This window comes from Novosphingobium arvoryzae, from assembly GCF_014652615.1.
GTDB classification, from domain to species: domain Bacteria; phylum Pseudomonadota; class Alphaproteobacteria; order Sphingomonadales; family Sphingomonadaceae; genus Novosphingobium; species Novosphingobium arvoryzae.
Map to the genome: position 1 here is coordinate 68293 of NZ_BMZD01000004.1, position 24690 is coordinate 92982.

General features: G+C 66.5%; 34 protein-coding genes. 24 read left to right on the forward strand and 10 right to left on the reverse strand.

Features of this window, described 5'->3' with window-relative positions; all coding sequences use genetic code 11:
* Nucleotides 1–4: 4 nt before the first annotated feature.
* Genes lptM through IE113_RS09580 form a run of 3 tightly spaced genes read left to right on the forward strand, consistent with a single transcriptional unit; the run spans nt 5 to nt 2305 of the window.
* Entirely contained in the window at nt 5–259 is a 255-nt protein-coding gene (lptM, locus tag IE113_RS09570) for an LPS translocon maturation chaperone LptM (protein WP_189540834.1), read from the forward strand.
* Between the two features lie 9 nt (nt 260–268).
* A complete protein-coding gene (gene lysA / locus IE113_RS09575) occupies nt 269–1531 on the forward strand; it encodes a diaminopimelate decarboxylase (RefSeq protein WP_189540836.1) in 1263 nt (420 codons plus the stop codon).
* Nucleotides 1532–1537: 6 nt separating this feature from the next.
* On the forward strand, nt 1538–2305 hold the full coding sequence (locus tag IE113_RS09580) for a precorrin-2 dehydrogenase/sirohydrochlorin ferrochelatase family protein (protein WP_189540838.1): 768 nt from the start codon (nt 1538–1540) through the stop codon (nt 2303–2305).
* On the opposite strand, the gene IE113_RS09585 is transcribed toward IE113_RS09580, so the two are convergent.
* The gene (locus tag IE113_RS09585) at nt 2283–2693 is read right to left on the reverse strand and encodes a PaaI family thioesterase (protein ID WP_189541407.1); all 411 of its coding nucleotides are present in this window, start codon (nt 2691–2693) and stop codon (nt 2283–2285) included. The genes IE113_RS09580 and IE113_RS09585 overlap by 23 nt on opposite strands.
* A complete protein-coding gene (locus tag IE113_RS09590) occupies nt 2690–3166 on the reverse strand; it encodes a PaaI family thioesterase (protein WP_189540839.1) in 477 nt (158 codons plus the stop codon). Before IE113_RS09590 ends, IE113_RS09585 begins: the two co-directional genes overlap by 4 nt.
* 117 nt (nt 3167–3283) lie before the next feature.
* Here IE113_RS09590 and IE113_RS09595 point away from each other — a divergent pair, with 117 nt between their 5' ends.
* Genes IE113_RS09595 through IE113_RS09605 form a run of 3 tightly spaced genes read left to right on the forward strand, consistent with a single transcriptional unit; the run spans nt 3284 to nt 5323 of the window.
* Nucleotides 3284–3436, forward strand: coding sequence for a hypothetical protein (locus IE113_RS09595; RefSeq protein WP_189540841.1), 153 nt, complete (start codon nt 3284–3286; stop codon nt 3434–3436).
* Between the two features lie 16 nt (nt 3437–3452).
* Nucleotides 3453–4430, forward strand: coding sequence for a hypothetical protein (locus tag IE113_RS09600; protein WP_189540843.1), 978 nt, complete (start codon nt 3453–3455; stop codon nt 4428–4430).
* Entirely contained in the window at nt 4418–5323 is a 906-nt protein-coding gene (locus tag IE113_RS09605) for a transposase (RefSeq protein ID WP_189540845.1), read from the forward strand. The genes IE113_RS09600 and IE113_RS09605 overlap by 13 nt, the downstream gene beginning before the upstream one ends.
* On the opposite strand, the gene ruvX is transcribed toward IE113_RS09605, so the two are convergent.
* The 7 genes from ruvX to pyrE are packed head-to-tail and all read right to left on the reverse strand — an operon-like array spanning nt 5320 to nt 10616.
* Complete coding sequence (gene ruvX / locus IE113_RS09610; protein ID WP_189541360.1) at nt 5320–5787, reverse strand: Holliday junction resolvase RuvX; 468 nt, start codon at nt 5785–5787, stop codon at nt 5320–5322. The genes IE113_RS09605 and ruvX overlap by 4 nt on opposite strands.
* Before the next feature lie 8 nt (nt 5788–5795).
* The gene (locus IE113_RS09615; RefSeq protein ID WP_189540847.1) at nt 5796–6905 is read right to left on the reverse strand and encodes a DUF3089 domain-containing protein; all 1110 of its coding nucleotides are present in this window, start codon (nt 6903–6905) and stop codon (nt 5796–5798) included.
* Between the two features lie 3 nt (nt 6906–6908).
* Nucleotides 6909–7952: an AI-2E family transporter gene (locus tag IE113_RS09620; protein ID WP_189540849.1), complete on the reverse strand. Its 1044-nt coding sequence runs from the start codon at nt 7950–7952 to the stop codon at nt 6909–6911.
* Nucleotides 7952–8860 carry a signal peptidase I gene (lepB, locus tag IE113_RS09625; protein WP_189540851.1) on the reverse strand — a complete coding sequence of 303 codons (909 nt, stop codon included), beginning with the start codon at nt 8858–8860 and terminating at the stop codon, nt 7952–7954. Before lepB ends, IE113_RS09620 begins: the two co-directional genes overlap by 1 nt.
* Complete coding sequence (gene acpS, locus IE113_RS09630; protein ID WP_189540853.1) at nt 8857–9276, reverse strand: holo-ACP synthase; 420 nt, start codon at nt 9274–9276, stop codon at nt 8857–8859. Before acpS ends, lepB begins: the two co-directional genes overlap by 4 nt.
* The gene (locus tag IE113_RS09635) at nt 9273–10004 is read right to left on the reverse strand and encodes a pyridoxine 5'-phosphate synthase (protein ID WP_189540855.1); all 732 of its coding nucleotides are present in this window, start codon (nt 10002–10004) and stop codon (nt 9273–9275) included. The genes acpS and IE113_RS09635 overlap by 4 nt, the downstream gene beginning before the upstream one ends.
* A 27-nt stretch (nt 10005–10031) precedes the next feature.
* A complete protein-coding gene (gene pyrE, locus IE113_RS09640; protein ID WP_189540857.1) occupies nt 10032–10616 on the reverse strand; it encodes an orotate phosphoribosyltransferase in 585 nt (194 codons plus the stop codon).
* Nucleotides 10617–10810: 194 nt separating this feature from the next.
* On the opposite strand from pyrE, the gene coxB reads away from it, so the two are divergent.
* The 16 genes from coxB (at nt 10811) to IE113_RS09720 (ending at nt 23166) form a co-directional block, all read left to right on the forward strand.
* On the forward strand, nt 10811–11902 hold the full coding sequence (gene coxB / locus IE113_RS09645) for a cytochrome c oxidase subunit II (RefSeq protein WP_189540859.1): 1092 nt from the start codon (nt 10811–10813) through the stop codon (nt 11900–11902).
* Nucleotides 11903–11931: 29 nt separating this feature from the next.
* Nucleotides 11932–13620 carry a cytochrome c oxidase subunit I gene (ctaD, locus tag IE113_RS09650; protein WP_189540861.1) on the forward strand — a complete coding sequence of 563 codons (1689 nt, stop codon included), beginning with the start codon at nt 11932–11934 and terminating at the stop codon, nt 13618–13620.
* Nucleotides 13621–13744: 124 nt separating this feature from the next.
* Nucleotides 13745–14803: an alpha/beta fold hydrolase gene (locus IE113_RS09655; protein WP_229822262.1), complete on the forward strand. Its 1059-nt coding sequence runs from the start codon at nt 13745–13747 to the stop codon at nt 14801–14803.
* A gap of 48 nt (nt 14804–14851) precedes the next feature.
* Nucleotides 14852–15766 carry a heme o synthase gene (locus tag IE113_RS09660; RefSeq protein ID WP_189540863.1) on the forward strand — a complete coding sequence of 305 codons (915 nt, stop codon included), beginning with the start codon at nt 14852–14854 and terminating at the stop codon, nt 15764–15766.
* Between the two features lie 4 nt (nt 15767–15770).
* The gene (locus IE113_RS09665) at nt 15771–15917 is read left to right on the forward strand and encodes a cytochrome c oxidase system small membrane protein (protein WP_189540865.1); all 147 of its coding nucleotides are present in this window, start codon (nt 15771–15773) and stop codon (nt 15915–15917) included.
* A complete protein-coding gene (locus IE113_RS09670; RefSeq protein ID WP_189540867.1) occupies nt 15907–16458 on the forward strand; it encodes a cytochrome c oxidase assembly protein in 552 nt (183 codons plus the stop codon). The genes IE113_RS09665 and IE113_RS09670 overlap by 11 nt, the downstream gene beginning before the upstream one ends.
* A 105-nt stretch (nt 16459–16563) precedes the next feature.
* Nucleotides 16564–17385 (forward strand): cytochrome c oxidase subunit 3, encoded by an 822-nt coding sequence (locus IE113_RS09675; RefSeq protein WP_189540869.1) that lies wholly within the window; start codon nt 16564–16566, stop codon nt 17383–17385.
* Complete coding sequence (locus tag IE113_RS09680) at nt 17385–17774, forward strand: DUF983 domain-containing protein (RefSeq protein WP_189540871.1); 390 nt, start codon at nt 17385–17387, stop codon at nt 17772–17774. Before IE113_RS09675 ends, IE113_RS09680 begins: the two co-directional genes overlap by 1 nt.
* Nucleotides 17771–18346 carry an SURF1 family cytochrome oxidase biogenesis protein gene (locus tag IE113_RS09685; RefSeq protein WP_189540873.1) on the forward strand — a complete coding sequence of 192 codons (576 nt, stop codon included), beginning with the start codon at nt 17771–17773 and terminating at the stop codon, nt 18344–18346. Before IE113_RS09680 ends, IE113_RS09685 begins: the two co-directional genes overlap by 4 nt.
* Before the next feature lie 41 nt (nt 18347–18387).
* Nucleotides 18388–19788 (forward strand): threonine synthase, encoded by a 1401-nt coding sequence (gene thrC / locus IE113_RS09690; RefSeq protein WP_189540875.1) that lies wholly within the window; start codon nt 18388–18390, stop codon nt 19786–19788.
* Entirely contained in the window at nt 19788–20699 is a 912-nt protein-coding gene (locus tag IE113_RS09695) for an RsmD family RNA methyltransferase (RefSeq protein ID WP_189540877.1), read from the forward strand. The genes thrC and IE113_RS09695 overlap by 1 nt, the downstream gene beginning before the upstream one ends.
* An 80-nt stretch (nt 20700–20779) precedes the next feature.
* Entirely contained in the window at nt 20780–21151 is a 372-nt protein-coding gene (locus IE113_RS09700; protein WP_189540879.1) for a dihydroneopterin aldolase, read from the forward strand.
* Nucleotides 21151–21480: a Rossmann fold domain-containing protein gene (locus IE113_RS09705; RefSeq protein WP_189541364.1), complete on the forward strand. Its 330-nt coding sequence runs from the start codon at nt 21151–21153 to the stop codon at nt 21478–21480. Before IE113_RS09700 ends, IE113_RS09705 begins: the two co-directional genes overlap by 1 nt.
* The gene (moaA, locus tag IE113_RS09710) at nt 21477–22481 is read left to right on the forward strand and encodes a GTP 3',8-cyclase MoaA (protein WP_189540881.1); all 1005 of its coding nucleotides are present in this window, start codon (nt 21477–21479) and stop codon (nt 22479–22481) included. The genes IE113_RS09705 and moaA overlap by 4 nt, the downstream gene beginning before the upstream one ends.
* A 3-nt stretch (nt 22482–22484) precedes the next feature.
* Nucleotides 22485–22718: a MoaD/ThiS family protein gene (locus IE113_RS09715; protein ID WP_189540884.1), complete on the forward strand. Its 234-nt coding sequence runs from the start codon at nt 22485–22487 to the stop codon at nt 22716–22718.
* A gap of 1 nt (nt 22719) precedes the next feature.
* Nucleotides 22720–23166 carry a molybdenum cofactor biosynthesis protein MoaE gene (locus tag IE113_RS09720; RefSeq protein ID WP_189540886.1) on the forward strand — a complete coding sequence of 149 codons (447 nt, stop codon included), beginning with the start codon at nt 22720–22722 and terminating at the stop codon, nt 23164–23166.
* Here IE113_RS09720 and IE113_RS09725 read toward each other — a convergent pair.
* On the reverse strand, nt 23163–23672 hold the full coding sequence (locus IE113_RS09725; RefSeq protein ID WP_189540888.1) for a hypothetical protein: 510 nt from the start codon (nt 23670–23672) through the stop codon (nt 23163–23165). The two genes, IE113_RS09720 and IE113_RS09725, sit on opposite strands and share 4 nt — an antisense overlap.
* Before the next feature lie 189 nt (nt 23673–23861).
* Here IE113_RS09725 and rplU point away from each other — a divergent pair, with 189 nt between their 5' ends.
* Nucleotides 23862–24227 (forward strand): 50S ribosomal protein L21, encoded by a 366-nt coding sequence (gene rplU / locus IE113_RS09730; RefSeq protein ID WP_189540890.1) that lies wholly within the window; start codon nt 23862–23864, stop codon nt 24225–24227.
* A 19-nt stretch (nt 24228–24246) separates the two neighbouring features.
* The gene (rpmA, locus tag IE113_RS09735; protein ID WP_189540892.1) at nt 24247–24513 is read left to right on the forward strand and encodes a 50S ribosomal protein L27; all 267 of its coding nucleotides are present in this window, start codon (nt 24247–24249) and stop codon (nt 24511–24513) included.
* Nucleotides 24514–24690 lie beyond the last annotated feature (177 nt).

Here is a 24690-nt window from a genome sequence, read left to right on the forward strand (position 1 = left end):
CGTGATGCGCCGCCTGCTCTTCCCTGTTGCGGTTCTGGCCCCGGCCCTGATGCTGGCCGCCTGCGGCCAGCGGGCCGACCTGAAACCGCAGGCTGGCGAATCGCTCCCGCCCGCTCCCTATGGCCGCGACGTGCAGCCCAAGGCCGAGGCCTTGCTGAAAACCACGCCCCAGTCAGCGCCGGAACGCAGCGTGGAACTGCGAAAAAGCTCGCAGCCGCGCACCGACGATCCGTTTGACCTGCCCCCTTCCGAAGACTGAGAATTACCCATGGACCATTTCGAACTTCGTGGCGGCGTGCTTTACGCCGAGGACGTCCCCTTGACCGCCATTGCCGAGGCGGTTGGCACTCCCGTCTATGTCTATTCGCGCGCCACGCTGGCCCGCCATGCGCGCGTGTTCCGCGAGGCGCTGTCCATCCTGCCCCGGTTCGAGGTGGCCTATGCGATCAAGGCCAACCCCAACCTGTCGGTGATCAAGGTCGTCGCGGCCGAAGGGTTTGGCGCGGACGTGGTGTCGCAGGGCGAGATGGAACGGGCGCTGGCCGCTGGGGTTCCGGCATCGGGCGTGGTCTTTTCGGGCGTGGGCAAGAGCGCGGTAGAGATGATCGCCGCGCTGGAAGCCGGGATTGGCCAGTTCAACCTGGAAAGCGAGGAAGAAGGCGTCGAGCTGGCCGCACTGGCCGCCGCGCGCGGCAAGGTTGCGACGTGCGCGCTGCGGGTGAACCCGGATGTCGATGCCGGCACGCACGGCAAGATCTCGACCGGCAAGGCCGAAAACAAGTTCGGGGTGCCTTATGACCGCGCTGGCGGCATCTATGCGCGTCTGTCTGCCCTGCCGGGGATGAACCTGCGCGGGCTGGCCGTGCATATCGGCAGCCAGTTGCAGAGCCTCGACCCGCTTGCAGCGGCCTTCGCCAAGATGGGCGACCTGATGCGCGCGATCCGCGCCGAGGGCCACAGCGTGACCCACATGGACCTGGGCGGCGGCGTGGGCGTGACCTACAAGGCGGGCGACGTCTATCCCGATCCGCAGGACTATGCCGCGATGGTCGCCCGCGTCACCGCGGACTGGGACGTAACGCTGATGTTCGAACCGGGCCGGGTCATCACCGGCAACACCGGGGTGCTGCTGACCGAGGTGATCCGGGTGAAGCAGGGCGTGGTCGCACCGTTCGTGGTCGTCGATGCGGCAATGAACGATCTGGCCCGTCCGGCGATGTATGACGCATGGCACGATTTCGTGGCGGTCAGGCCCAATGGCCGCACGATGACCGCCAATATCGTCGGTCCGATCTGCGAGAGTTCCGACACCTTTGCGATGGGCCGGGTGATCGACGAAGTGGCGCAGGGCGATCTTGCCGTGTTCCGCACTGCCGGTGCTTACGGCGCGACGATGGCCAGCACGTACAACAGCCGCGCGCTGGTGCCCGAAGTCATGGTCGATGGTGACAAGTGGGCCGTGGTGGCCGACCGCATCCAGCCTGCCACGATCCTGGCGGCGGAGCGGGTGCCCGACTTCCTGAAGGACTGAGACGCGATGCACAGCCTGCCGCTGCTTCATCGCCTGAACGGCCAGCCGGTGATCGTGCTGGGCGAAGGCGAGGCGGCAACGGCCAAGGCACGGCTGCTGGAACGGGCTGGCGCGCGGATCGTGGGAGAGGATAACCCACACGCGCGGCTGGCCTTCGTGGCGCTGGACGATCCCGATGCGGTGGTCGCGCGGCTCAAGGCGCGCGGCCTGCTGGTCAATGCGGTCGACCGTCCGGACTTGTGCGATTTTACCGTGCCCAGCCTGCTGGAACGCGGGCCGGTGCTGGTGGCGGTGGGCACGGGCGGGGCGTCCGCCGGCCTTGCCAAGGCGCTGCGGCTGCGGCTGGAAACGCTGTTGCCGGCATCGCTGGGCGAACTTGCCAACGGCCTGGCGACAGGGCGTGCCAGGCTGCGCGCGCGCTGGCCGGATGCGGGGCAACGTCGGCGTGCGCTGGATGCCGCATTGGCGGAAGGGGGCGCGCTGGATCCCTTGGCGGCAGGCAGTGCTGCGGCGCTGGAGGCATGGCTGGACGGCGCGCAACCGGGTGAGGGCGGGGTGCGGGAATTCACTGTCCGCTCGGACGATCCCGATGACCTGACGTTGCGTCAGGCCCGCTGGCTGGGCAGCGCAGATGTGGTCGCGCATGAACCCGGGACAGCGGAGGCGATCCTGATCCGCGCGCGCGCCGATGCCGTGCGGGTGGAACTGCCCCCTGGCGCGGCAGCGCCGGATGGGTCCGGTCTGACCGTGGTTATTCGCCGTCAATCGGGCTGAGCAGGATCTTCATCTGCGCCAGCGCGATCGGCCTCTTGCGGTCGTCCTGCCAGGCTTCGGCATTGACCAGCGCCACGCGCCGGCCCGCGCGGGTGACGTTGCCCAGCGCATAAGTGACCTGCTGGGTCCCGCCGCGCATGAATTCGACCTGCACGTTGACGGGCTTCAGCCGCATATTTTCGCCGCGCCGCTCCATTTCGGCGCGCAGGGCGGCCACGGCGGCCATTTCCATCAGCCCGCTCATCGCGCCGCCATGGAGAAAGCCGGGGCGGCCCATCATCCGGTCGGTGAAGTCCACCGCCAGCACGGGCATGCCATCTTCCTCGCGGTCGATGTGGATGCCCAGCGCGGTGGCATAGGGCGGCAGGGTCGATCCGATCGTGCTCACAGGTAGGTTCCGTGCGTTGCCATGAACGTGCCGGTGACGTGCGCCACCGGGTCTTCCGGATCGCCATCGTGGGCGATGCCGCGAATGAACGAGATCGTGCGCGTCAGCTTGTAGCATTCGCCGCGCCCGATCACGGTGCGCCCCGGCACGGCGGCCCGCATGTAGTCCACCCGCAAGTCCAGCGTGGCATGCGGCACGAACTTGCCGCACAGCGCCCAGACCGACATCGATGTCGCATTGTCCATCAGGCTGATGATCGGACCGGATGCCAGCACGCCGGTTTCCGCCACGCCGACCAGTTCCTCGCGCCAGGGCAGGGCCAGCTCCATCCAGCCGGTGCCGTGTGCGTGATACGTCAGGCCCAGCCAGCCACCGTGGCCGTGTCGGGTCATCAGCTTGGCCGCGCGGGCCGGATCGAACACGCTGCCCGGCGGCAGATCGTGCAGACTCTTGGGTGCGGACACTTCACTCATGCGGTTTCTCTGCGCAGCCGAAGGCCGGATTACAATCTTTTAATTTAAGCTGGCGGGCTGACCCGGCGATGGCTGCAAGGGCGAGGCGCAGTGTCTCGCGATTGCAGGGGAATGACCATGAACCTTCCGAAAATCGACGTGTCCGCGCTGCCCGATCTGGATCACCTGATCGGCGTGTTCGGCAGCATCGCCAGTCCGCTGGCACCGGCCCAGGCTGACGATTCGGTCATCATTGCGATGGTGTTCGTCTGTGAAATCCTGATGCCCTGAGCCGGGCGGATTCCGGATGCACATTCGACCGGAACTGGCGGCGCTGCGGAGTGATGACACTCCGCAGCGCCACGCCCAGGCCCGCCTGATCGCGGCGGTGGATGGCTGGCGGGCGACCCCGCCGGTCGCCGCCGCCACGGCCGAACTGGAGCGCTTCGGGCAGGGGCGCGCGCTTGACGAGTTGCCCCTGCTTTCGGCGCTGTTTGCCGCGGATGATCCCTCCGCTCAGCAGTTCACCAGTGCGCTGGTGAACGTGCTGGTCGCAGAGCTGGGGGCTGATCCGCTGGGACAGGTGCCTATGCGCCACTTCAGCGATGGCCTGCTGGCCTCGCTGGTGCTGGCGCGGCGGGGCAGCGCGGTGCTGGCACTCCAGGCCATCGACGGTGCGGCGCTGGCCCGCCGGCCAGAGCCGCTGTCGGCCAGCTTCGCAGCGACAGAGACCTGGGAGCACGTGCTGGCCGGTTCCGCCACGGTGGAGCGGGTGCGGATCGAGCAAGTTTTGCCCGACCGGGCGGTGCTGCAGCGAGATTCTCGGCAACTGAGCGCGGGAACGACCGGCCACCGCTATTGTGCGGAAGAGGCCCAGGTTCTGCGTCAGGTGCCGGGGACGATGGTGGTGCTGAAGCTGCAGCGCACCCTCGATCCCAGCGCGCCAACGCGGGAATACCGGATGTCTGACGGGGTCTTGCTTCATCAGGCCGCGGGCAGTCCGCGCGAAAGCCGGCTGGAACTGACCGCGGCGCTGCTGGGGCGGATGGGGCGCAGGGATGCCGCCCCGCTGCTTGCCGCCATGGCGGAGGAACAGGGCGGGGTCGGCCTGCGCTGGCAGGCGCTGCGCGAATGCCTGGGGCTGGATACCGCGCTGGGGTTCGCTGCGCTGCGGACCGTGGCCCAGCGCGGCGACGATCCGCTTGCCGCACCGGCGGGTGCCCTGCTGGCGCAGTTGCTTGAACAATACCCTGAACTGGCCGGAGTAGCCCGATGCCCCGCGTAATCGAACTGGAAGATGCCCAAACCGCCACGCTCGCAGAGACGGTGGAGGCCATCGCGGGCAGCGGCTTCGATCCGCACGATGATGCCAGTCTGAGCCACGCCGCACTGTGGTTGCGGCGGCTGGGCAATGATCGGGATTTCCTTGGCGATATCCTGATCCGCGAATTGGCCCAGCGCCACCGCGATGACGTGCTGGACAATGCCTATGGGCCGCAGGTGGTCATGCTGGCGCCGCCATGCGGGCAGTTCTTCATTCGCGCGAACCTGTGGCCTTCGCCCGATGAGCACATGGTGCGGGCGAGTGGCGGGCCATCGTTTGCCTATGGTTTGCCGCACGATCACAACTTTTCGTTTCTGACGCTGGGCTATTTCGGGCCGGGGTATTGGAGCGATTATTACGAGTTCGATTACGCGGAAGTGGCCGGTTTCCGGGGTGAATCGGTGCCGTCATTGCGGTTTGTCGAGCGGGCGCGGCTCGAGCCGGGGAAGCTGATGCTCTATCGCGCCCACGTGGATGTCCATGCGCAACTGCCCGCCGATGCGCTGTCCGTTTCCCTGAACGTGATGCATACCAGCGGGGCACAGGGCTGGCTTGACCAGTACCGCTTCGACCTTGAGCGGCGCGAGATCGGCGCCATCATTTCACCGGGGCCGAGCGAGGTGTTCCTGAAACTTGCGGTGGGCCTGGGCAGCGACGAGGCGCTGGACCTGGCGCACCGGTTCGCCCGCCGCCACCCCAGCGACCGGCTGCGGCTGGCCGCATGGGATGCACTGGCCGGGCGCGAGGAAGCACCCGAGGCGCGCGATGCCCTGTGGCGCGAGGCGGAAGGGGCCGGAAGCCTGCTGGTGGCGAAGGAAGCGCAGGGGCGGCGGGCCGAACTGGCCGGGGCTTAGGCGAACCCGCCGGCCAGCGCGTCGATCGCGGCCTGGAGGATCACCGCTGCGGCCGCCGAATCGATTCGCTCGGCGCGCTTGGCGCGGCTGAAATCCTGCGCGATCAGGGCGCTGGTGGCGCTGGCGGTGGACCAGCGCTCGTCCCACAGCAGGATCGGCAGGCCCAGCACTGCCAGGTTGCGGGCATAGGCGCGGCTGGACTGGCTGCGCGGTCCTTCGCTGCCGTCCATGTTCAGCGGCAGGCCGATGACGATGCCCTTGATGTCGCGCTCGGCAATCAGCGCGGCGAGCAGCGCCTTGTCCGCGCCGAACTTGCCCCGCTTCAGCGTCTTGCCGGGCGAGGCAAAGCGCCAGCCCGCATCGCAGAACGCGGTGCCGATGGTCTGCGTGCCCAGGTCCAGCCCCAGCAGCGCTCCGGCGGCGGGCAGGGCATCGCGCAGTTCGAGCGCGCTGGTGGTGATCAGCGGGTCACTCACCGGGCCGCCTGCCACGCCGCGACCCGGCGGGTGAAGTCTGCCCGCACGTTCATCCAGAACAGCGGGATGTCGTAGACGTGATAATTGTTCCCCGGCAGCACGTAATCGCCCATTTCCGGGGCCGATTGCAGCGACAGCATCCCGTCGGGGCGGCAGGTGGCGGGGACGAAGGCGGGCTTGATCTCGCCATTCTCAAGCTTGTCGTCGGGCACCAGTGCGCCAAGGTTGGCGCTGGCCGGGGCCGTGCCGCCCGCGCTGCCGGTGAGCGGGTTGGAGCAGAGGAACGCGCTGCCCTTGAGCGACTGGCCATCCAGCCCCTTGTCGGCTTCGTAGGCGGCAATCGTCATCGCCGGATCGGCCGGCTCGCCGTAGCTCAGCCAGCTCATCACGCAGCCGGGCTGCTCGGCAATGTTGCACGGTTGCAGGCCCATTTGCGGCAGATCATGCTTCAGCGACAGCGGCCAGCCGACCAGATAGGCGGCGGCAATCCGCTGGCCAAGCGGCTGGTCCTTCACCCGCTCGGCCATCAGGCGGCGCAAGTGCAGCGCGCCCTGGCTGTGCCCGGCCAGCACGATCGGCATATCCGCCGGGATCTGGCTGACAAAGTGATCAAAGGCCTGCAGCACGTCGCCATAAGCCAGATCCAGCGCCTTCGCGCGGTCCTCGCCCTGCGTCAGGAACGCGCCGAACGCGGCCTGGCGATAGCGCGGGGCCCAGATCTGCTCGGCCCCGGCGAACGGGCTTGCCATGGCGCGAATGAACGTGACGGCGCGGGTGCGGGCCTCGTTATCACCCAGCGGCGCATTCCAGTGCGCCTTGGCGAGGTAGCTGGTGGGGTGGACGAAGAACACCGCCGCGCGGACCGGGGTGGGGGCGGGCGGGCCCTTGGGCGCCCAGCGCGCCGGATCGTTGCGTGAATTCGGGCTGACCAGCCACATCCCCGGTTCGGCATATTGGGCTGAGCTCAGCGCACTCTGGGATTCGAACTGCCCCGATGGCTTGAACGCCAGCCGGCTGAGCGTGTCGGGATAGAACGTCAGCGCAAGCCGTCCGGCGATGAAGATCGCAATGCAGACCGCGATGAAATACAGGAACTTGCGAGCCATTCTTCAACCTTCGTTGGGGGCATTGCGGAGCGACTGGCGCTCCAGCGCGACCTTGATCATCGCAACCAGCGGGTCGGCCAGCATCAGCCCGATGATCCCGAACAGCGCGCCCATGATGAGCTGCGCGCCCAGCACCAGCGCCGGGGCAAGGTCCGCCGTGCGCTTGGCCACCATCGGGACGATGATGTTGCCGTCCACCGTCTGCACCACGATGTAGACGATGATGCAATAGATCCCCATGTCGACGCCGCCGGAAAAGCCGACGATGACCATCAGCAAGCCGGAAATCGGCGCGCCGATATTCGGCAGGAACGCCAGCAGGCCGGTCAGCAGGCCCAGCAGCCCCGCCATCGGCACGCCATAGATCGCCAGCATCGCCCAGGTGGCGATCCCTTCGACGAACATCCCCAGCAGCCGCCCGAACATCAGCATCCGCAGCGTCTTGCCCATTTCGGCGGTCGTGCCGGCAAAATGCTCACGCTCGCGCACGGGCAGCATCCAGGCGACGCCGCGCCGGTAGAGCTGCGGCTCGGCCGCGAAATAGATGCCCATCACCAGGATCAGGAACGCCGTGGTCAGCCCGCCCAGCACCCCGCCGACCGCGCTGGTCAGCTGGCTGACGCCGCCCAGCGCCTTTTCCGCGATGCCCTGGATATTGGCGGCGTTGATCGCGAAGCCGTGGCTCTGCAGCCAGTCGATCGCGCGCAGGGCCTGCGTCTCGACAATGGCGGGCAGGGCGGCGGCTTCCGCCGCGATCTGCTGCCCGGCGAACATCGCGGTCCAGCCCAGAAACGCCACGCCGGCCAGCAGGACGATCGTGACCCGGATGCCGCGTGGCAGCGGCAGCACCCGGCCAAGCAGGCGGGCGCCGCCATCGATCATCGCGGCAAACACCATGCCGCCGAAAATCACCAGCAGGGGCTGGGCGAGGAACGCCACCAGCGCGACCAGCACCGCCATGCCGATCCACACGGCGGCGCGCTTGGCCTCTTGCCGCATCAGCGGATCGCTGATGTCGGTCGGACCCGCCTTTTCCAGATCGGCCATCATTTCCCTCCTTCAGGCACGTGCACCGGCCGCAGGCTGCGCCACGCGCGGCCTTCGCGCAAGGCGCCCCACCAGCTCAGCGGGTTCCAGCTTTCGCTGCCGTTGAGGCTGAATGTCGTGAATTCGGCGCGCCCGCCCACATCGGACAGCGGCACTGGACCGCCCAGACCGCTTTCCTCCAGCGACACGCGGCTGTCGGCGGAATGATCGCGGTTGTCGCCCATTAGGAACACGTGCCCCGCCGGAACCGTCACTTCGGCCATGTTGTCGAGCGTCTGGCGGACATGATCGATCACGATGAAGCTGGCGCCGTTGGGCATCGTTTCGCGGTAGGCGGGCAGTTCATAGACATCGCGTCCGCTGGGCAGCCGGGTGCGATAGGGCCCGAACGCGTCGTAGCAGTGCGACTGGTAGACGGCATCGCCGCACATCAGCTGGTCGTCGGCGGGCAATTGCACGGTCGGCACGATTTCGCGCCGGATCGGCTTGCCGTTCAGGATGATCAGCCCTTCCTTCAGCGCGATCCGGTCTCCCGGCAGGGCCACGACGCGCTTGATCAGGTCCTCGTTGCGGTTGCGCGGCACGGCGATGACGATGTCGCCATAGTCCGGCGTGCTGCCTGCCACGCGCCAGTCCGAGCGCGGCAGCAGGTGGAAACTGACCGAGGCCCAGTTCCAGCCATAGGGGAACTTCGACACGACCAGCCGGTCGCCGACCAGCAGGTTCGGCATCATCGAGATCGAGGGGATGTAGAACGGCTTGGCAATGAAGCTGTGAAACGCCAGCACCGCCAGCAGCATCACCGCAAGGCTGCGAATCTCGGCCAGCCAGTCCACCTTATCCTGGGCCTTAGTCGGGGTATCCGCAGTTGCGGGCGCGGCAGGATCGGAAACAGTCTCGTCGGTCATGCGTCAGTCGGTTCCGGCAATTTGCGGGCTTCGATCACCACGAAAGCCTGGGCCCAGGGGTGATCGTCGGTCAGGGTCAGGTGGATGACGGCGGCGTGTCCGGGCGGGGTGATCGCGGTCAGGCGCGCCGCCGCGCCGCCCGTCAGCGCCAGCGTCGGCGCGCCCGAGCGGGCATTGACCACGCCGATGTCCTTCATGAACACCCCGGCCTTGAACCCCGTGCCGACCGCCTTGGAAAAAGCTTCCTTCGCGGCAAAGCGCTTGGCCAGCGTGCCCGCCTTGGTGAAGGGGCGGCTGTTGCCCTTGGCGCGTTCGATGTCGGTGAAGACCCGGTTCTCGAAGCGCTCGCCAAAGCGGGCCAGCGAATTGGCGATCCGGTCAATGTTGCAGAGGTCGGACCCGATGGCGATGATCACCGCGCCGCGTCCATCAGTTCGCGCATCTTCACCACCGCATTCTCCAGCCCAACAAATACTGCCTCGCCAATGAGATAGTGGCCAATGTTCAATTCCGCCAGTTGCGGAATCGCGGCCACGGCCTGGACGTTGTCATAAGTAAGGCCGTGCCCGGCGTGGGGTTCGATGCCGTTGCGCGCGGCGAGCGCGGCCATGTCGGCAATGCGCTTGAGCTCCACCGCGCGCGCTTCGCCGTCCGCATGGGCATATTCGCCGGTGTGGAATTCCACCACTTGCGCACCCAGCCGGATCGCGGCGTCGAGTTGGCGCACTTCGGGGGCGATGAACAGGCTGACCCGGATGCCGGCATCCGCCAGCTTCTGCACGATGGGGTAGAGCCGGTTGTGCTGCCCGGCCGCGTCCAGTCCGCCTTCGGTGGTGCGTTCCTCGCGCCGTTCGGGAACGATGCAGGCCGCGTGCGGCTGGTGGCGCAGGGCGATCGCCAGCATTTCCTCGGTTGCGGCCATTTCCAGGTTGAGCGGCAGGTTGGTCGCCGCCTGGATTCGGGCCAGGTCCTCGTCGCGGATATGGCGGCGATCCTCGCGCAGGTGCGCGGTGATCCCGTCGCCGCCGCAGGCCGCGACGATTTCCGCCGCGCGGACCGGATCGGGATGATCGCCGCCGCGCGCGTTGCGGATCGTCGCGACGTGGTCGATGTTGACGCCCAGGCGGAGGCGGGAAGGGATCATGGCAAAGTCCTGTGCGGAGTCCTGTAATCAGGGATTTGCGCGGCTGCCCGGCTTGACCGCAGGGGTTGCGGCCAGTTCGGGCGGCAGCTCGTCCTCGGCATAAGTCGGAAAGTTGATGGCGATAAGCGGGTAGAAAGGCACCCCCAGGTCGACCGATCCGCCCGACCGGTCGACCAGCGCGGCTTCGGCGATCACTTCGCCGCCGGCTTCCTGAACGGCCTTGATCGCCTCGCGGCTCGACAGGCCGGTGGTGACGACGTCTTCCACCATCAGCACTTTCTCGCCCGGTTCGATGGTAAAGCCGCGGCGCAGTTCGAACGTGCCGGTGGGGCGCTCCACGAATACGGCCTCTAGACCTAGTGCGCGGCCCATTTCATGGCCGATGATCACCCCGCCCATGGCCGGCGCGACCACCTTGGTCAGCTCCTTGCGCAGCTCGCGCGGGAGCTTTGCGGCCAGCGCGGCGGCGAGGCGCGAGGCCCGCATCGGGTCCATCAGAACCCGCGCACATTGCAGGTAGTGCGCGCTGTGGCGTCCCGACGAAAGCAGGAAATGCCCCTCCAGCAAGGCCTTGCTGGCGCGGAACTCGGCCAGAACGTCTTCGTCCTGCATATTGGTTACGGTCCTTTTCCGATATTGCATCGCCCGGGCGAAGGGCGTCGTTGCGATCTGTCAAAAATATCCCCTAGAGGCGCTTGAGTGCCCTCGCAAGCGCGCGTATAGGCCCTCCCAAATTGTGACTCCCATGGGGCAGGAGGGGGCATGCTGTTCTCTTGCCGACAAAGGAAAGCGAAAGCACAAGAACGATGAAATTCGGCCAATCTGCCCGTTCAGCGGGTCGCACGATCAAGGCGATCGGACTTTCCCTGGCGCTGCTCGCCGCGCCGCAGGTGGCGAATGCCCAGGCGGCTGCCGCCGAAGCGACCGCCACCGAAGCGGCTGCGGTTGCGACCGATGCCGCCGCGGCAACGGCTGCCCCGGCGGTCGCCGCCCCGGCTCCCGCTCCGGCGGCTCCGGCGGTTGATCCCAACGATCCGCGCTTCAAGGTTGCGCCCGGCGGCTACACGCCAATGCAGCCGACTCCGGGCAAGGGCATGCCGGTGGATGGCGGCCTGGGCACCCAGACCCAGTTCTCCGACGTCGGCGATCAGGCCAACGCCCTGCACGACGCGCTGCTCTATATCATCGTCGCGATCACGATCTTCGTGTTCCTGCTGCTCGCCTTCGTGGTGCTGCGCTTCAATAAGCGCGCCAACCCGGTGCCGTCTAAGACCAGCCACAACACCGCCCTCGAAGTGGTGTGGACGGCCGTGCCGATCCTGATCCTGCTGGGTATCGCGGTGCCCTCGATCTCGCTGATCGCCAAGCAGTTCGAACCCGCTCCAGCCAAGGCCCTGACGATCAAGGCCACCGGCAACCAGTGGTTCTGGACCTACACCTACCCCGACAATGGCGGGTTCGAAGTGATCTCGAACATGCTGCCGGACGAGGAAGCGGCCAAGCGCGGCGAACCGCTCAAGATGGGCGTCGACTATCGCATGGTCGTGCCGGTGGGTGAGCCGATCCGCCTGCAGGTGACCGCAGCCGACGTGATCCACTCGTTCGCGATCCCCTCGCTGTGGTACAAGATCGACGGCGTTCCGGGTCGCATCAACGAAAAGACCCTGACCATCCGCGAACCGGGCGTGTACTACGGCCAGTGCTCGGAACTGTGCGGCGTCCGCCACGGCTATATGCCGATCGCGATCGAAGCGCTGCCGCGTGACAAGTTCAATGCCTGGGTGCTGACGCAGTCGGGCGGCAAGATCGACGGGCTGCCCGAAGCGCCCGCCGCTGCTGAAGCCGCTCCCGCTGCCGCCGCGCCCGCTGCCGAAGCCGCTCCGGCTCCTGCCGCCTGAACCCGATTAGACAAGGACAAGGTTTAGCCATGGCTACTACCGCAGACCATTTCCAGGCGCACGACGACGGGGCGCATGCACACGACGATCATGATCACCTGCCGGGTTTCTTCGCCCGCTGGTTCATGTCGACCAACCACAAGGACATCGGGACGCTGTACCTGATCTTCGCGATCATCGCGGGGATCATCGGCGGCGCCTTCTCGGGCATGATGCGTTTCGAGCTGGCCGAGCCGGGCATCCAGTATCTCGACATGTTCGCCAAGTGGTTCGGCAACCCGAACCCCAGCTTTGACCAGCAGCTTCACCTGTGGAACGTGCTGATCACCGCGCACGGCCTGATCATGGTGTTCTTCCTGGTCATGCCGGCGATCATCGGTGGCTTCGGCAACTGGTTCATCCCGATCATGATCGGCGCGCCGGACATGGCGTTCCCGCGCATGAACAACATCTCGTTCTGGCTGACTGTGGCGGGCTTCGTCTCGCTGCTCTGCTCGGCGTTCGTGCCGGGCGGCGTGGCCAACGGTGCCGGCGTGGGCTGGACGGCCTATGCACCGCTGTCGACCTATGGCTCGACCGGTCCGGCGATGGACTTCGCGATCTTCTCGCTGCACCTCGCCGGTGCCGCGTCGATCATGGGCGCGATCAACTTCATCACCACCATCTTCAACATGCGCGCGCCGGGCATGACCCTGCACAAGATGCCGCTGTTCGTGTGGTCGGTGCTGGTCACCGCGTTCCTGCTGCTGCTGGCGCTGCCGGTGCTGGCCGCCGCGATCACCATGCTGATCACCGACCGTAACTTCGGCACCACCTTCTTCGATCCGTCGGGCGGTGGCGATCCGATCCTGTACCAGCACCTGTTCTGGTTCTTCGGTCACCCCGAAGTGTACATCATGATCCTGCCGGCCTTCGGCATCATCAGCCAGATCGTCTCGACCTTCTCGAAGAAGCCGGTGTTCGGCTACCTCGGCATGGCCTACGCGATGGTCGCCATCGGCGTAGTCGGGTTCGTCGTGTGGGCGCACCACATGTACACCTCGGGCCTGTCGGTTAACACCAAGATGTACTTCACGGCCGCGACGATGGTGATCGCCGTGCCGACCGGCGTGAAGATCTTCTCGTGGATCGCGACGATGTGGGGCGGCAGCCTCGAGTTCAAGTCGCCGATGGTCTGGGCGCTGGGCTTCATCTTCCTGTTCACCGTGGGCGGCGTGACCGGCGTGGTCCTGGCCAACGGCGGCGTGGACGACGTGCTGCACGACACCTACTACGTGGTGGCGCACTTCCACTACGTGCTGTCGCTGGGCGCGGTGACGGGCCTGTTCGCGGGCTTCTACTACTGGTTCCCGAAGATGAGCGGCCGGATGCACTCCGAGTTCCTGTCGCACCTGCACTTCTGGGTGTTCTTCGTCGGCGTGAACCTGATCTTCTTCCCGCAGCACTTCCTGGGTCTGCAGGGGATGCCGCGCCGCTATCCGGACTACACCCCGGCCTATGAATACTGGAACGCGATCTCGACGCTGGGCTACAAGATCATGGCCGCAAGCCTCGTGATCTGGTTCATCAACATCATCTACGCCTTCACCGCTGGCAAGAAGGCTCCGGCCAACTACTGGGGCGAAGGCGCGACGACGCTGGAATGGACCCTGTCGAGCCCGCCGCCGTTCCACCAGTTCGAAACCCTGCCCGTCATCGACGACAAGGGTCATCACTGAGAACGGTCTGACGGCAAGCTTGCCTGATTGCTGAAACGAACGCGCCCCGGCCCATAAAGCCGGGGCGTTTTCGTGTGCTCGTGCGCTTTCCGCATTGCGGGCCGTGCAGGGACGCGGCAATCCATTGGCGAAGCGCCAAGATGCGCCGGATCGCGGTGCGGTGGTGCTGCACGCGATGACGACAGGGGAAGGACGAACGATGCCCGAATTGCGCCAGATCGACTGCGGCGAAGTTACCTTGCGTTGCGCCATCGAGGGGCCTGTCGTCGGTACCGCGCCACTGGCGATCATGGTCCACGGCTTTCCGGAAAGCTGGTATTCGTGGCGTCACCAGCTGGGGCCGGTCGCGGCGGCCGGGTTTACCGCATGCGCCATCGACGTGCGCGGCTATGGCGGGTCGGACAAGCCCCATGCGGTCGACGCCTATGCGATGGAGCGGCTGGTCGGCGATCTGGTCTGCCTGCGCGATGCGTTGGTGCCGGGCCAGCAGGTGGTGCTGATCGGGCACGATTGGGGCGCACCGATCGTCTGGAATTCCACGCTGGCCCGGCCGGACGTGTTCCGCGCGGTGGCGGCGATGTCGGTCCCGTTCGCGGGCGTGCCGGACCGCCCGTTTACCGAGGTGTTCCGCGAACACTTCACCAGCCAGGGCCGGTTCTTTTACCAGGAGTTCTTTCAGGAACCCGGCGTGGCCGAGGCGGAGGCCGAGGCCGATCCGCGCGCGTTCCTGCGCAAGATGCTCTATTCAATCTCGGGCGATGCGCCGCTGGGCAACCACTGGGACAAGCCGCTGGGCGCGACGTTCCTTGAAGGGTTGCCGGATGTCGCCGACCCGGACGGGCTGCCCGGCTGGCTGAGCGATGCGGACCTGACGTTCTATGCCGGTGAAATGACCGCTTCGGGCTTTCGCGGTCCGCTCAACCGCTATCGCAACCACGAGGCCGATTTTGCCTGGGCACAGCAGTTCCGGGGTCGGCGAATCGAGTGCCCGGCGCTGTTCATCGGCGGCACGCGCGATCCCGCCACGTCGCTGTTCGGCGCCGTGGCAGACCCGGTGGCGATGATGCGTCCGCTCGTTCCCAACGTGGAAGGCCACATTCTGGAAGGCTGCGGCCACTGGACCCAGCAGGAGCGACCGGCAGAGGTCAATGCGCTGCTCGTCGATTGGCTCGAAAGACTGTAGCAATCGGCCTTTCCAGCGACGCCGCGGCAGACTATAGCGCCGACGATCATGACTGCCCAAGCTGCCCCTGCCGTGCATCCGCTGCCCGCTGACTGGCGCGATTTCTTCGCGCTGACCAAGCCGCGCGTGATGACGCTGGTGATCTTCACCGGGCTGTGCGGGCTGCTCGCCGCGCCGGGGCCGGTCAACCCGCTGATCGGGTTCACCGCGATCCTGTGCATCGCCATCGGCGCGGGCGGATCGGCCGCGCTCAACCAGTGGTGGGAAGCCGACCTTGACGCCCTGATGAAGCGCACGGCTGATCGTCCGCTGCCATCAGGTCGGATGCAGCGCCACTCCGCGCTCAGTTTCGGCCTGATTCTGGCGCTCGCATCGGTGTTTGTCATGGCCGTGGCAGTGAGCTGGCTGGCCGCGCTGATCCTGGCGATCTCGATCGTCTATTATTCGGTCGTCTACACGATCTGGCTCAAGCCGCGCACGCCGCAGAACATCGTGATTGGTGGCGGGGCCGGGGCATTTCCGCCGATGATCGGCTGGATCGCCGCGACCGGCGAGATCACGCTGATGCCGATCCTGCTGTTCGCGATCATCTTTTTCTGGACCCCGCCGCATTTCTGGGCGCTCGCGCTGTTCGTCGAGACGGACTATGCCAAGGCGGGAATTCCGATGATGCCGGTTGTGGCCGGGCATCATTCCACGCGCCGCCAGATCCTGGTCTATGCGGTGCTGCTGCTTCCGCTCAGCCTGGCACCGTTCTGGTTTGCCGGGGCTGGGGCGGTCTATGGCGCTTCGGCGCTGCTGCTGTCGGCAGTGTTCCTGCTGCTCAGCTTACGTGTCGCGGTGTTCCGGGGGGACGCGACGGACATGGACATGCGCCCTGAAAAGCGCCTGTTCGCCTTCTCGGTCATCTACCTGTTCGCGCTGTTCGGCGCGCTGGTGGCCGACCGTTGGATCATGGGATAAGTCGATGACCCTACCGGAAAACAACGATGCCGAACGCCGCCGTATCCAGAAAGGGCGGAACATTGCGCTGGGCCTGGTGCTGCTGGGCTTTGTCGTGCTGTTCTATTTCCTCACCTTTGTGAAGATGGCTCCGCAAGGCAATGCTGGCTGACGCGCTCCCCCGCAATCGCAACGCCCGCACCGGCCTGATCGCGCTGGGCGGGGCCCTTGCCATGCTCGGCCTGGGGTTCGCCTCGGTCCCGCTTTACCGGCTGTTCTGCCAGGTTACCGGCTTTGGCGGCACGACCATGAAGGTCAGCGAGGCGCAGGCCTCGACCGTCAAGGTTGCAGCCGGAAGCATCTCGGTCCGTTTCGATGCCAACGTCGACCGTGGCATGCCGTGGAAGTTCGCGCCGCAGCAGGTCACGCAGGAGATGCGGATCGGCACGCGCAAGATGGCGTTCTACAAGGCGGAAAACCTGTCGGACAAGCCGGTGACAGGTGTCGCCAGCTTCAACGTCGAGCCGGAATACGTTGGCAAGTACTTCAACAAGATCCAGTGCTTCTGCTTTGAGCGGCAGACGCTGCAGCCCGGCCAGTCGATCGACATGCCGGTGATCTATTACGTCGACCCCAAGATCCTCGACGATCCGGAAGCGAAGAACGTCGAGCAGATCACGCTGAGCTACACTTTCCACGTTGCTGCGGAATAGCCGCGCAAAGACACTGGACCGGGTGAAGTCAGCACGATAAGGGCGTCTGGAATTTTGGCCCGCGCGTTCGCGGTGGGCAGAGGGATAAACGGGGACCAAACCATCATGGCCGGAACCAAGAATCACGATTTTCACATCCTGCCGCCCGATCTGGTGCCGCTGATGACCACCATCGGCGCGTTCACCTTCACGACCGGCATGGTGCTGAACATGCACGACATGGCCGGTGGCAAGGTCGTGCCCTGGCTGGGGCTGGCGCTGCTGATCGCTTCGGCCTGGCAGTGGTTCGCCAAGATCATCCAGGAAGCCCACGCGGGCGATCATACCCCGGTGGTGCAGTTGCATCAGCGCTACGGGATGATCCTGTTCATCGCTTCGGAAGTGATGTTCTTCGTCGGCTGGTTCTGGGCGTTCTTCGATTTCGCGCTGTTCCCCTCGGAAGTGGCCGAAGTGGTGGGCGGGCAATTCCCGCCGGTGGCCATCGAGGAAGTGATCAACGCCTTCGATCTGCCGCTGCTGAACACCCTCATCCTGCTGTGCTCGGGCACCACGGTGACCTGGGCGCACCATTCGCTGATCCACGGTGATCGCGACGGCCTGAAGAAGGGGCTGTGGGCCACGGTGGCGCTGGGCCTGCTGTTCACCTCGATCCAGGCGTATGAATATGCCGCCGCTCCGTTCGGCTTCGGTGGCAACACCTACAGCTCGGCGTTCTACATGGCGACCGGCTTCCACGGGTTCCACGTGATCATCGGCACGATCATGCTGATCGTCTGCCTGAAGCGCGCCTACAACGGCGACTTCACGCCCAAGCAGCACTTCGGTTTTGAAGCCGCTGCCTGGTACTGGCACTTCGTCGACGTCGTGTGGCTGTTCCTGTTCGTCGCGGTCTATGTCTGGGGCGGCTGGGGCTATCCCACGCACTGATGCCTGACGGCAGCAACCAAGCATCCGAAGGGCAGCCGGGACTCGTTCCGGCTGCCCTTTTCGGTCTGTGCCCGCAATGCGGCGCGCGCACGCTGTTTGCCGGACTGGCGCGGTTCGCACCGCGTTGCCGGGTCTGCGGTCTGGACTATGGGCAGTTCAACGTGGGTGACGGACCGGCGGCGTTCCTGACGCTGCTGATCGGCGCGCTCACGCTGGTGCTGGCGCTGTGGCTGGAGTTCAGCTGGCATCCGCCGGTCTGGGTCCATGCCCTGGTCTGGATCCCGTTCGTGGCCGGGACCACGCTATGGGGCCTTCGCGTCGCCAAGGCGGCACTGCTGATAACGGAATTCCGGCGCGATGCCGGTGAAGGGCGGTTGAAGGATCAATGAGGCGGATTCCGGTTCTTGCGACGCTGCTGGTGGTCGGAGCGATTGGCGTGATGATCGCGCTGGGCGTGTGGCAGCTCGGCCGCGCGCAGCAGAAGGAAGCCCTGCTGGCAAGCTATGCGGCGGTCGGCGGCAACACGGCCGAAGTGCCGTTCCCGGCCACGGCCAAAGCGGCCGAGCCGGTGCTGTTCCGCCGCAGCCGGGTGGATTGCCGACCGAGCGGACCGGACGCGCCGGTTGCAGGGCATAACGCCGCTGGCACCACCGGCTGGGCCCATGCCTTCATCTGCCCGCTGCCGGGTGGGGGCAGTGCGGAAGTGCTGATCGGCTGGTCGAAAGATCTGCAGCCCCGCGTGTGGACCGGCGGCGTGGTGACCGGCACCGTCGCGCTGGGGGCCGGGGAAACGGTCCGCCTGATCGCCGATCCGCCGCTTGCCGGGCTGGATGCCAACGCCCGGCCCGATCCGGCCAGCATTCCCAACAACCATCTGTCCTATGCGATCCAGTGGTTCCTGTTCGCACTTACCGCGCTGGTGATCTACGCGATCGCACTGCGCAAGCGGATGGCGCTCTAGGGTTTCAATTCGCGCAAACTCCGGCTAACGCCCGCCGCGCGATGGAATATATCTCAACCCGTGGAAGCGCCCCGGCGCTCGATTTCGAAGGCGCAACGCTCGCCGGTCTGGCCAGCGATGGTGGTCTGTATGTGCCGCGCGAATGGCCGCGTTTCTCGAAAGAGGAGATCGCCGGGTTTGCCGGGCTGTCCTATGCCGAGTTGGCGCAGCGGATCATGCTGCCTTTCGTGGGAGACAGCCTGACGCCGGAACGGCTGCTGGAACTGACTACCCAGGCCTATGGCCGCTTTGCGCATAAGGCGGTGACCCCGCTGAAGCAGCTGGACGAGCAGCAGTGGCTGCTGGAGCTGTTCCACGGCCCGACGCTGGCGTTCAAGGACGTCGCGCTGCAACTGCTGGGCCTGTTGTTCGAGGAATTCCTGGGCCGGGGCGGCGATCCGCTGACCATCGTCGGGGCGACATCGGGCGATACCGGTTCCGCCGCGATTGACGCGGTCGCGGGCCGTGCGCGGGTCGATATCTTCATGCTGCACCCCAAGGGGCGCGTGTCGGACGTCCAGCGGCGCCAGATGACCACGGTGCTGGCTCCCAACGTCCACAACATCGCCATCGAAGGCACGTTCGACGATGCGCAGGCGATGGTGAAGCGGATGTTCAACGATCAGGGCATGACCAGCCGGTTCAGCATCGGCGCGGTCAATTCGATCAACTGGGCACGGTTGATGGCGCAAGTGGTCTATTACTTCGCCGCCGGGCTGCAACTGGGCGCGCCGCACCGCGAAGTGGCCTTTGCCGTGCCGACCGGCAATTTCGGGGACGTGTTCGCGGGCTATGTTGCGGCGCAGATGGGCCTGCCGGTGGCGAAGCTGATCGTGGCGACCAACGTCAACGACATCCTGCATCGCGCGCTGACCTCGGGCGACTATTCCGCCGGTACGGTCACGCCCACGGCGGCGCCGTCGATGGACATCCAGGTTTCCTCCAACTTCGAACGGCTGCTGTTCGACCTCGGCGGACGCGATGGCGCGGCGCTGGCGGCGCAGATGGCCGGGTTCGAATCGACCAAGGTGATGCAGCTGACCAACGCGCAGCGCGAAGGCGCGGCCCGGTTGTTCACCAGCGCCCGTGCCGATGCCAGCGACATGGCCAACGCGATTCGCTGGGCCTGGGAAGAATGCGGTGAGCTGCTCGATCCGCACACCGCCATCGGCCTGCATGCGGCGCGGAACGCGGGGCTGCCCGCGGATGTTCCGGTTGTCACGCTGGCGACGGCCCATCCGGCCAAGTTCCGCGACGCGGTGGAACGGGCAACCGGCCAGCGGCCGACCTTGCCCGCGCGGATCGGCGACCTGTTCGAGCGCGAGGAGCGCCTGATCGAGTTGCCCGGCGATTATGACACGATTGCCGCCCATGTTGCGGCCCATGCGGTCGCGCGGGGATAATGGCCGATCTCGATCCGCAGGCCCGCTTGCTCTGCGGCGAGGGCTGGTCCGATTATGGCCTGATCGACAGCGGCGACGGGCGCAAGCTGGAACGGTACGGCCCGCACCGCTTCATCCGCCCCGATGCGCAGGCGCTGTGGGCGCCCCGGCTGGAACGCTGGAAGTCTGATGGGGAGTTCGTGCCCGGATCGGACGAGGACGGCGGCGGGCGCTGGCAGTTTGCCAACCCGGTTCCGCGCGACGGTTGGCCGCTGGGCTGGCCCAACGGTGAGGACGCCGTGCGCTTTACCGCGCAGTGCACCCCGTTCCGCCACCTGGGCTTCTTCCCGGACATGGCCCCGGTGTGGGACTGGATGGGGACGCAACTGGGCGAGCGGCGCGATGCGTCGACGCTCAACCTGTTCGGTTACACCGGCGTCGGTACTCTGGCGCTGTCGCGCTATGGCGCGGTGACGCACGTCGATGCGTCGAAGAAATCCGTCACCCAGGCGCGCGCCAATGCCGCGCTGTCAGGCATGGACGGGCGGCCGATTCGCTGGATCGTGGACGATGCGGCCAAGTTCACCGCCCGCGAAGTGCGGCGGGGCAAGCGCTATGACGGGATCATCCTCGACCCGCCCAAGTTCGGTCGCGGACCGGAAGGCGAAGTCTGGCGGCTGGAGGATCACCTGCCGGGGCTGGTGCATGATTGCGCCAAGCTGCTCGATGCGGACAGCAAGTTCCTGTTCCTGACGGTTTACGCGGTGCGCATGTCGTCGCTGGCGATCGGCGGCCTGCTGGCCGAAGCCTGTGCGGACCTGCCCGGCGTGGTCGAGCACGGCGAACTGGTGGTGCGCGAAGAGGGCGAGGGCGGAATCGGCGCAGGCCGCATGCTGCCCACGGCCATTTTCGCCCGCTGGCGGAACGGCTAGATGACTTGTCCGTTTCGGCGGGCCGGTGCCGCAACTGCTATCTGGACGGCCCGCAATTTAGTAAGTAAAGCATACTAATTATGACCGACAGTCTGATCCTTGAGGTTGCTGATTTCGAACACGATGTCCTGACTGGCATCTATTCGGAGGAAACCGGCCGCCCGCAGCCGCTGCGCTTCACCATCACCGTGCGGCTGAAGCCCGCAGACCGGTACGAGCCGGACACGCCGCTCGACGCCAGCAAAAACTACATGGACCTGAAGTTCGCCGCGTCCGAAGCCCTGCCGCAGGGCGTGCATTTCAAGCTGATCGAGGCGGTCGCGGATCACATCTGCGAAACCCTGTTCGTGCAGGACGCGCGGGTGGAGGCCGTGACGGTGAAGATCGTCAAGCTGGCGATCAGCGAGAATGGCGAACGGATCGGCATGACCCTGACGCGGGAGCGCAAGTGATGCAGCCGGTGCGGATCGCGGGCTTGCCGGATGATCCCCTGGCTGCCGCCGCGCGGTTCCACGCCGAACTGGTTCCCGCCCTGCCGACAGAGGGTGACGTGTTGCTGGTATTCGCCCCGGCCGAGCACCCGCACCGGGGTTGGCGCGAAGCGGCGGTTGGCGCGCTGGGCCGCGCTTTCGCTCCGCGCCGGATCAACGCCATCGCCAGCGACAATCCGGACGCAGTGGATTCTGCGCTGGCCTATCTCGCCACGGCGCAGGGGCTGACCGGGCAATATCTGCCACTGGATGACGCCGGGGCCGGGGCTGTGTTACCGTCTGGCGCATGAGCGAGCCAGTACCCTTAATCGACCAGTTCCAGCGGCGCATTTCCTATCTGCGCCTGTCGGTGACCGACCGGTGCGATCTGCGCTGCGGCTATTGCATGCCCGAACGGCAGGAATTCCTGCCGCGCAAGGACGTGCTCAGCCTTGAGGAACTGCACCGGCTGGCACTGGGCTTCATCGCGCGCGGGGTGACCAAGCTGCGCCTGACTGGCGGCGAGCCGCTGGTGCGGCGCGACATGATCGAACTGGTGCAGGCGCTGGGGCGCAAGCTGGGTGATGGGTTGGAGGAGCTGACGCTCACCACCAACGGCACCCGGCTGGCCGAGTTTGCCGATTCTATCGCTGCGGCGGGGGTGAAGCGAATCAACGTTTCGCTCGATACGCTGGACCGGGCCGGGTTTGCGCGGCTGGCCCGGCGCGATTCGCTGCCGCAGGTGCTGGAAGGGATCGCGGCGGCGCGGGCGGCGGGCTTGCGGGTCAAGCTCAACACCGTGGCGCTGAAAGGCATCAACGAAGCGGAACTGCCCGAACTGATCGCATGGGCGCACGGGCAGGGGATGGACCTGACCCTGATCGAGGTCATGCCGCTGGGCGAGGTAGAGGCCGACCGGTTCGACCACTACCTGCCGCTGACCGCTGTGCGCGCCGCGCTGGAGGCTCGCTTCACCCTGGCCGACAGCCCCCACCGCACCGGCGGTCCGGCGCGTTATGTCGAGGTGGCCGAAACGGGCGGGCGCTTGGGGTTCATCACCCCGCTCACCAACAACTTCTGCGATGGTTGCAACCGGGTGCGGGTGACCGCGACGGGGCAGCTTTTTGCCTGCCTGGGCGGGACGGAGCAGGTGGACCTGCGCGCCGCGCTGCGATCCGACGATCCCGATGCGGCATTGTCGGCGGCGCTCGATACGGCCATGCGGATCAAGCCGCTGCGCCACGCCTTTGCGATCGACCGGCCCGGCGCCGCCCCGGCGCTGGCGCGGCATATGTCGATGACCGGAGGCTAGGCGATGGCACGGCTGGTGTTCCTGGGGCGGCTGACCGACTTGGCGGGCTGCGCAGAGCTGGAGGTTGCGCCCGGTCCGCTGGAAACGGTGCTGGCTGGGCTCGATCCGGCGCTGGCGCTGGCCCTGCTGGATGAACGCGTGCGAATCGCACTCAACGGCGACCTGATCGGGGATCGCGGCGTGGTGCTAGCTGCCGGGGATGAGCTGGCATTCCTGCCGCCGGTGAGCGGGGGATAGCATGGCCGACGATGTCCGCCTGCTGACCGCTGCCTTCGACCCTGCCGAGGAACTGCGCCGGTTCACCGCCGCCCATCCCAGCGCCGGGGGCGTGGTCAGCTTTCTGGGGCAGGTCCGCCAGGACGACGCGGTCGAGGCGCTGGAGCTGCAGCACTATGGCCCGTTGACCCTGCCGGGGATGGAACGGCTGGCCGGGATCGTGCACAGCCGCTGGGCGCTTGACGGGATACTGATCCTGCATCGTAGCGGTGTGATGCGGCCGGCCGAACCGATCGTGCTGGTGGCGGCCGCATCGCGCCACCGCCGCGACTCCTTTGCCGCGGCGGACTTCGCGATGGACCACCTCAAGGCCGAAAGCTGGTTCTGGAAGCGCGAGCAGACGGGCGGCGTGTGGCGCTGGATCGAGCCGCGCCCGCAGGACTATGCCGATCTGGACCGTTGGATCTAGCGCGCGAGTCGCTCGCCCAGTTCGCCCACCACATGGTCTTGCCGGGCCACCAGCGCGATGACGGTATCGCGGGCAGCCGCAATCGCGCGGGCGTCAGCGGCGTCGATTCGCGCGGCGGCATAGAGCTCATCCAGTTCCGCCAGCGCCACCATTGCATCGCTGCGGGCCGATTCTAGCTGCGACAGCGCAACCGACGCCACCGCCCAGCTTTCACTGCCCAGCGCCGCGCCGGTGGCACTGCCGACCAGCGCGCGGGCCTGCGCCTCGCGCGCGGAGAAGCGTTCGTCCGCGGCGCGGGCGGTGGAGACCAGCGAATCGAGTCGGCCCAGAACCGCCGCCGATGGGGCCGGGCCGGGCTGCGTGCTGGCGGCAGCGGGCAATGCCGCGCCGCTCACCCGTTCGGCCGGACGCCGCGCGAGCGAGGGATATTCGGCAATGTCATTGGCGCAGCCGGCCAGAGAAAGTGCGCTTGCGGCGAGCAGCAGGATGGGGGATGAGCGGTGCATCGTCCGGCCATAGCATGCCGGGCGCGGACTGCCATAGGGCGTGACTTTCCGGCGCTTCCAGCGTTGACAGCACGGCGGCCTTGCACTATCGGCGGCCCTTCTTCCGGACCCCTGCCGTTCAGGTGGGGCGTCTGGCGCATTGTCCGAAACCGGGCGGTGCGGTCAGGATTAACGAACGGATACGATACGATGTTCGCAGTTGTGCGCACGGGCGGCAAGCAATACCGGGTTGCCGCCGGAGACAAGATCGCGGTTGAAAAGCTGGCTGGCGAAGCTGGTGAGACCATCACGCTGAGCGACGTTCTGCTGGCCGGCGACGGCGGCGAAGTGAAGGATGCTGCGGGCGTTGTCGTCTCGGCTGAGATCATCGCGCAGGCGAAGTCGGAAAAGGTGATCGTTTTCAAGAAGCGTCGCCGTCACAACTATCGTCGTCGCAACGGCCACCGCCAGCAGATGACCCTGCTGCGCATCGTCGCCGTGGGTGGCGCCGAAGCCAAGGCTGCGCCGAAGAAGGCCGCCGCCAAGAAGGCCGAACCGGCCGCAGCTGCTGAATAAGATTCCGGAGTAGTTCGAGATGGCACATAAGAAAGCAGGCGGCTCTTCGCGTAACGGTCGCGACTCAGCAGGCCGCCGCCTTGGCGTGAAGAAGTTCGGCGGTCAGGAAGTGATCGGCGGCAACATCATCATCCGTCAGCGCGGGACCAAGGTGTACCCGGGCGCCAACGTCGGCATGGGCAAGGATCACACCCTGTTCGCGCTGACCGAAGGCCGCGTGCGCTTCCACGATGGGAAGCTTGGCCGCAAGTACGTGTCGGTCGACATGGCTGTCGCCGCCGAATAAGCGGATGGTCGATAAAGGGCCATCCTGACGGGATGGCCCAGTCGGCACCAGAAGCCGACTTTACAAGGGAGCGGGCCAGGCCTGTCTCCCTTTTTTCGTGCTCCCTTTGGCTGGTTTTCCGACTGGTATCGGTGCGGGCTGGTGCGGCCCGGCTCCGCCGAGGAAAGCCGTAATGGC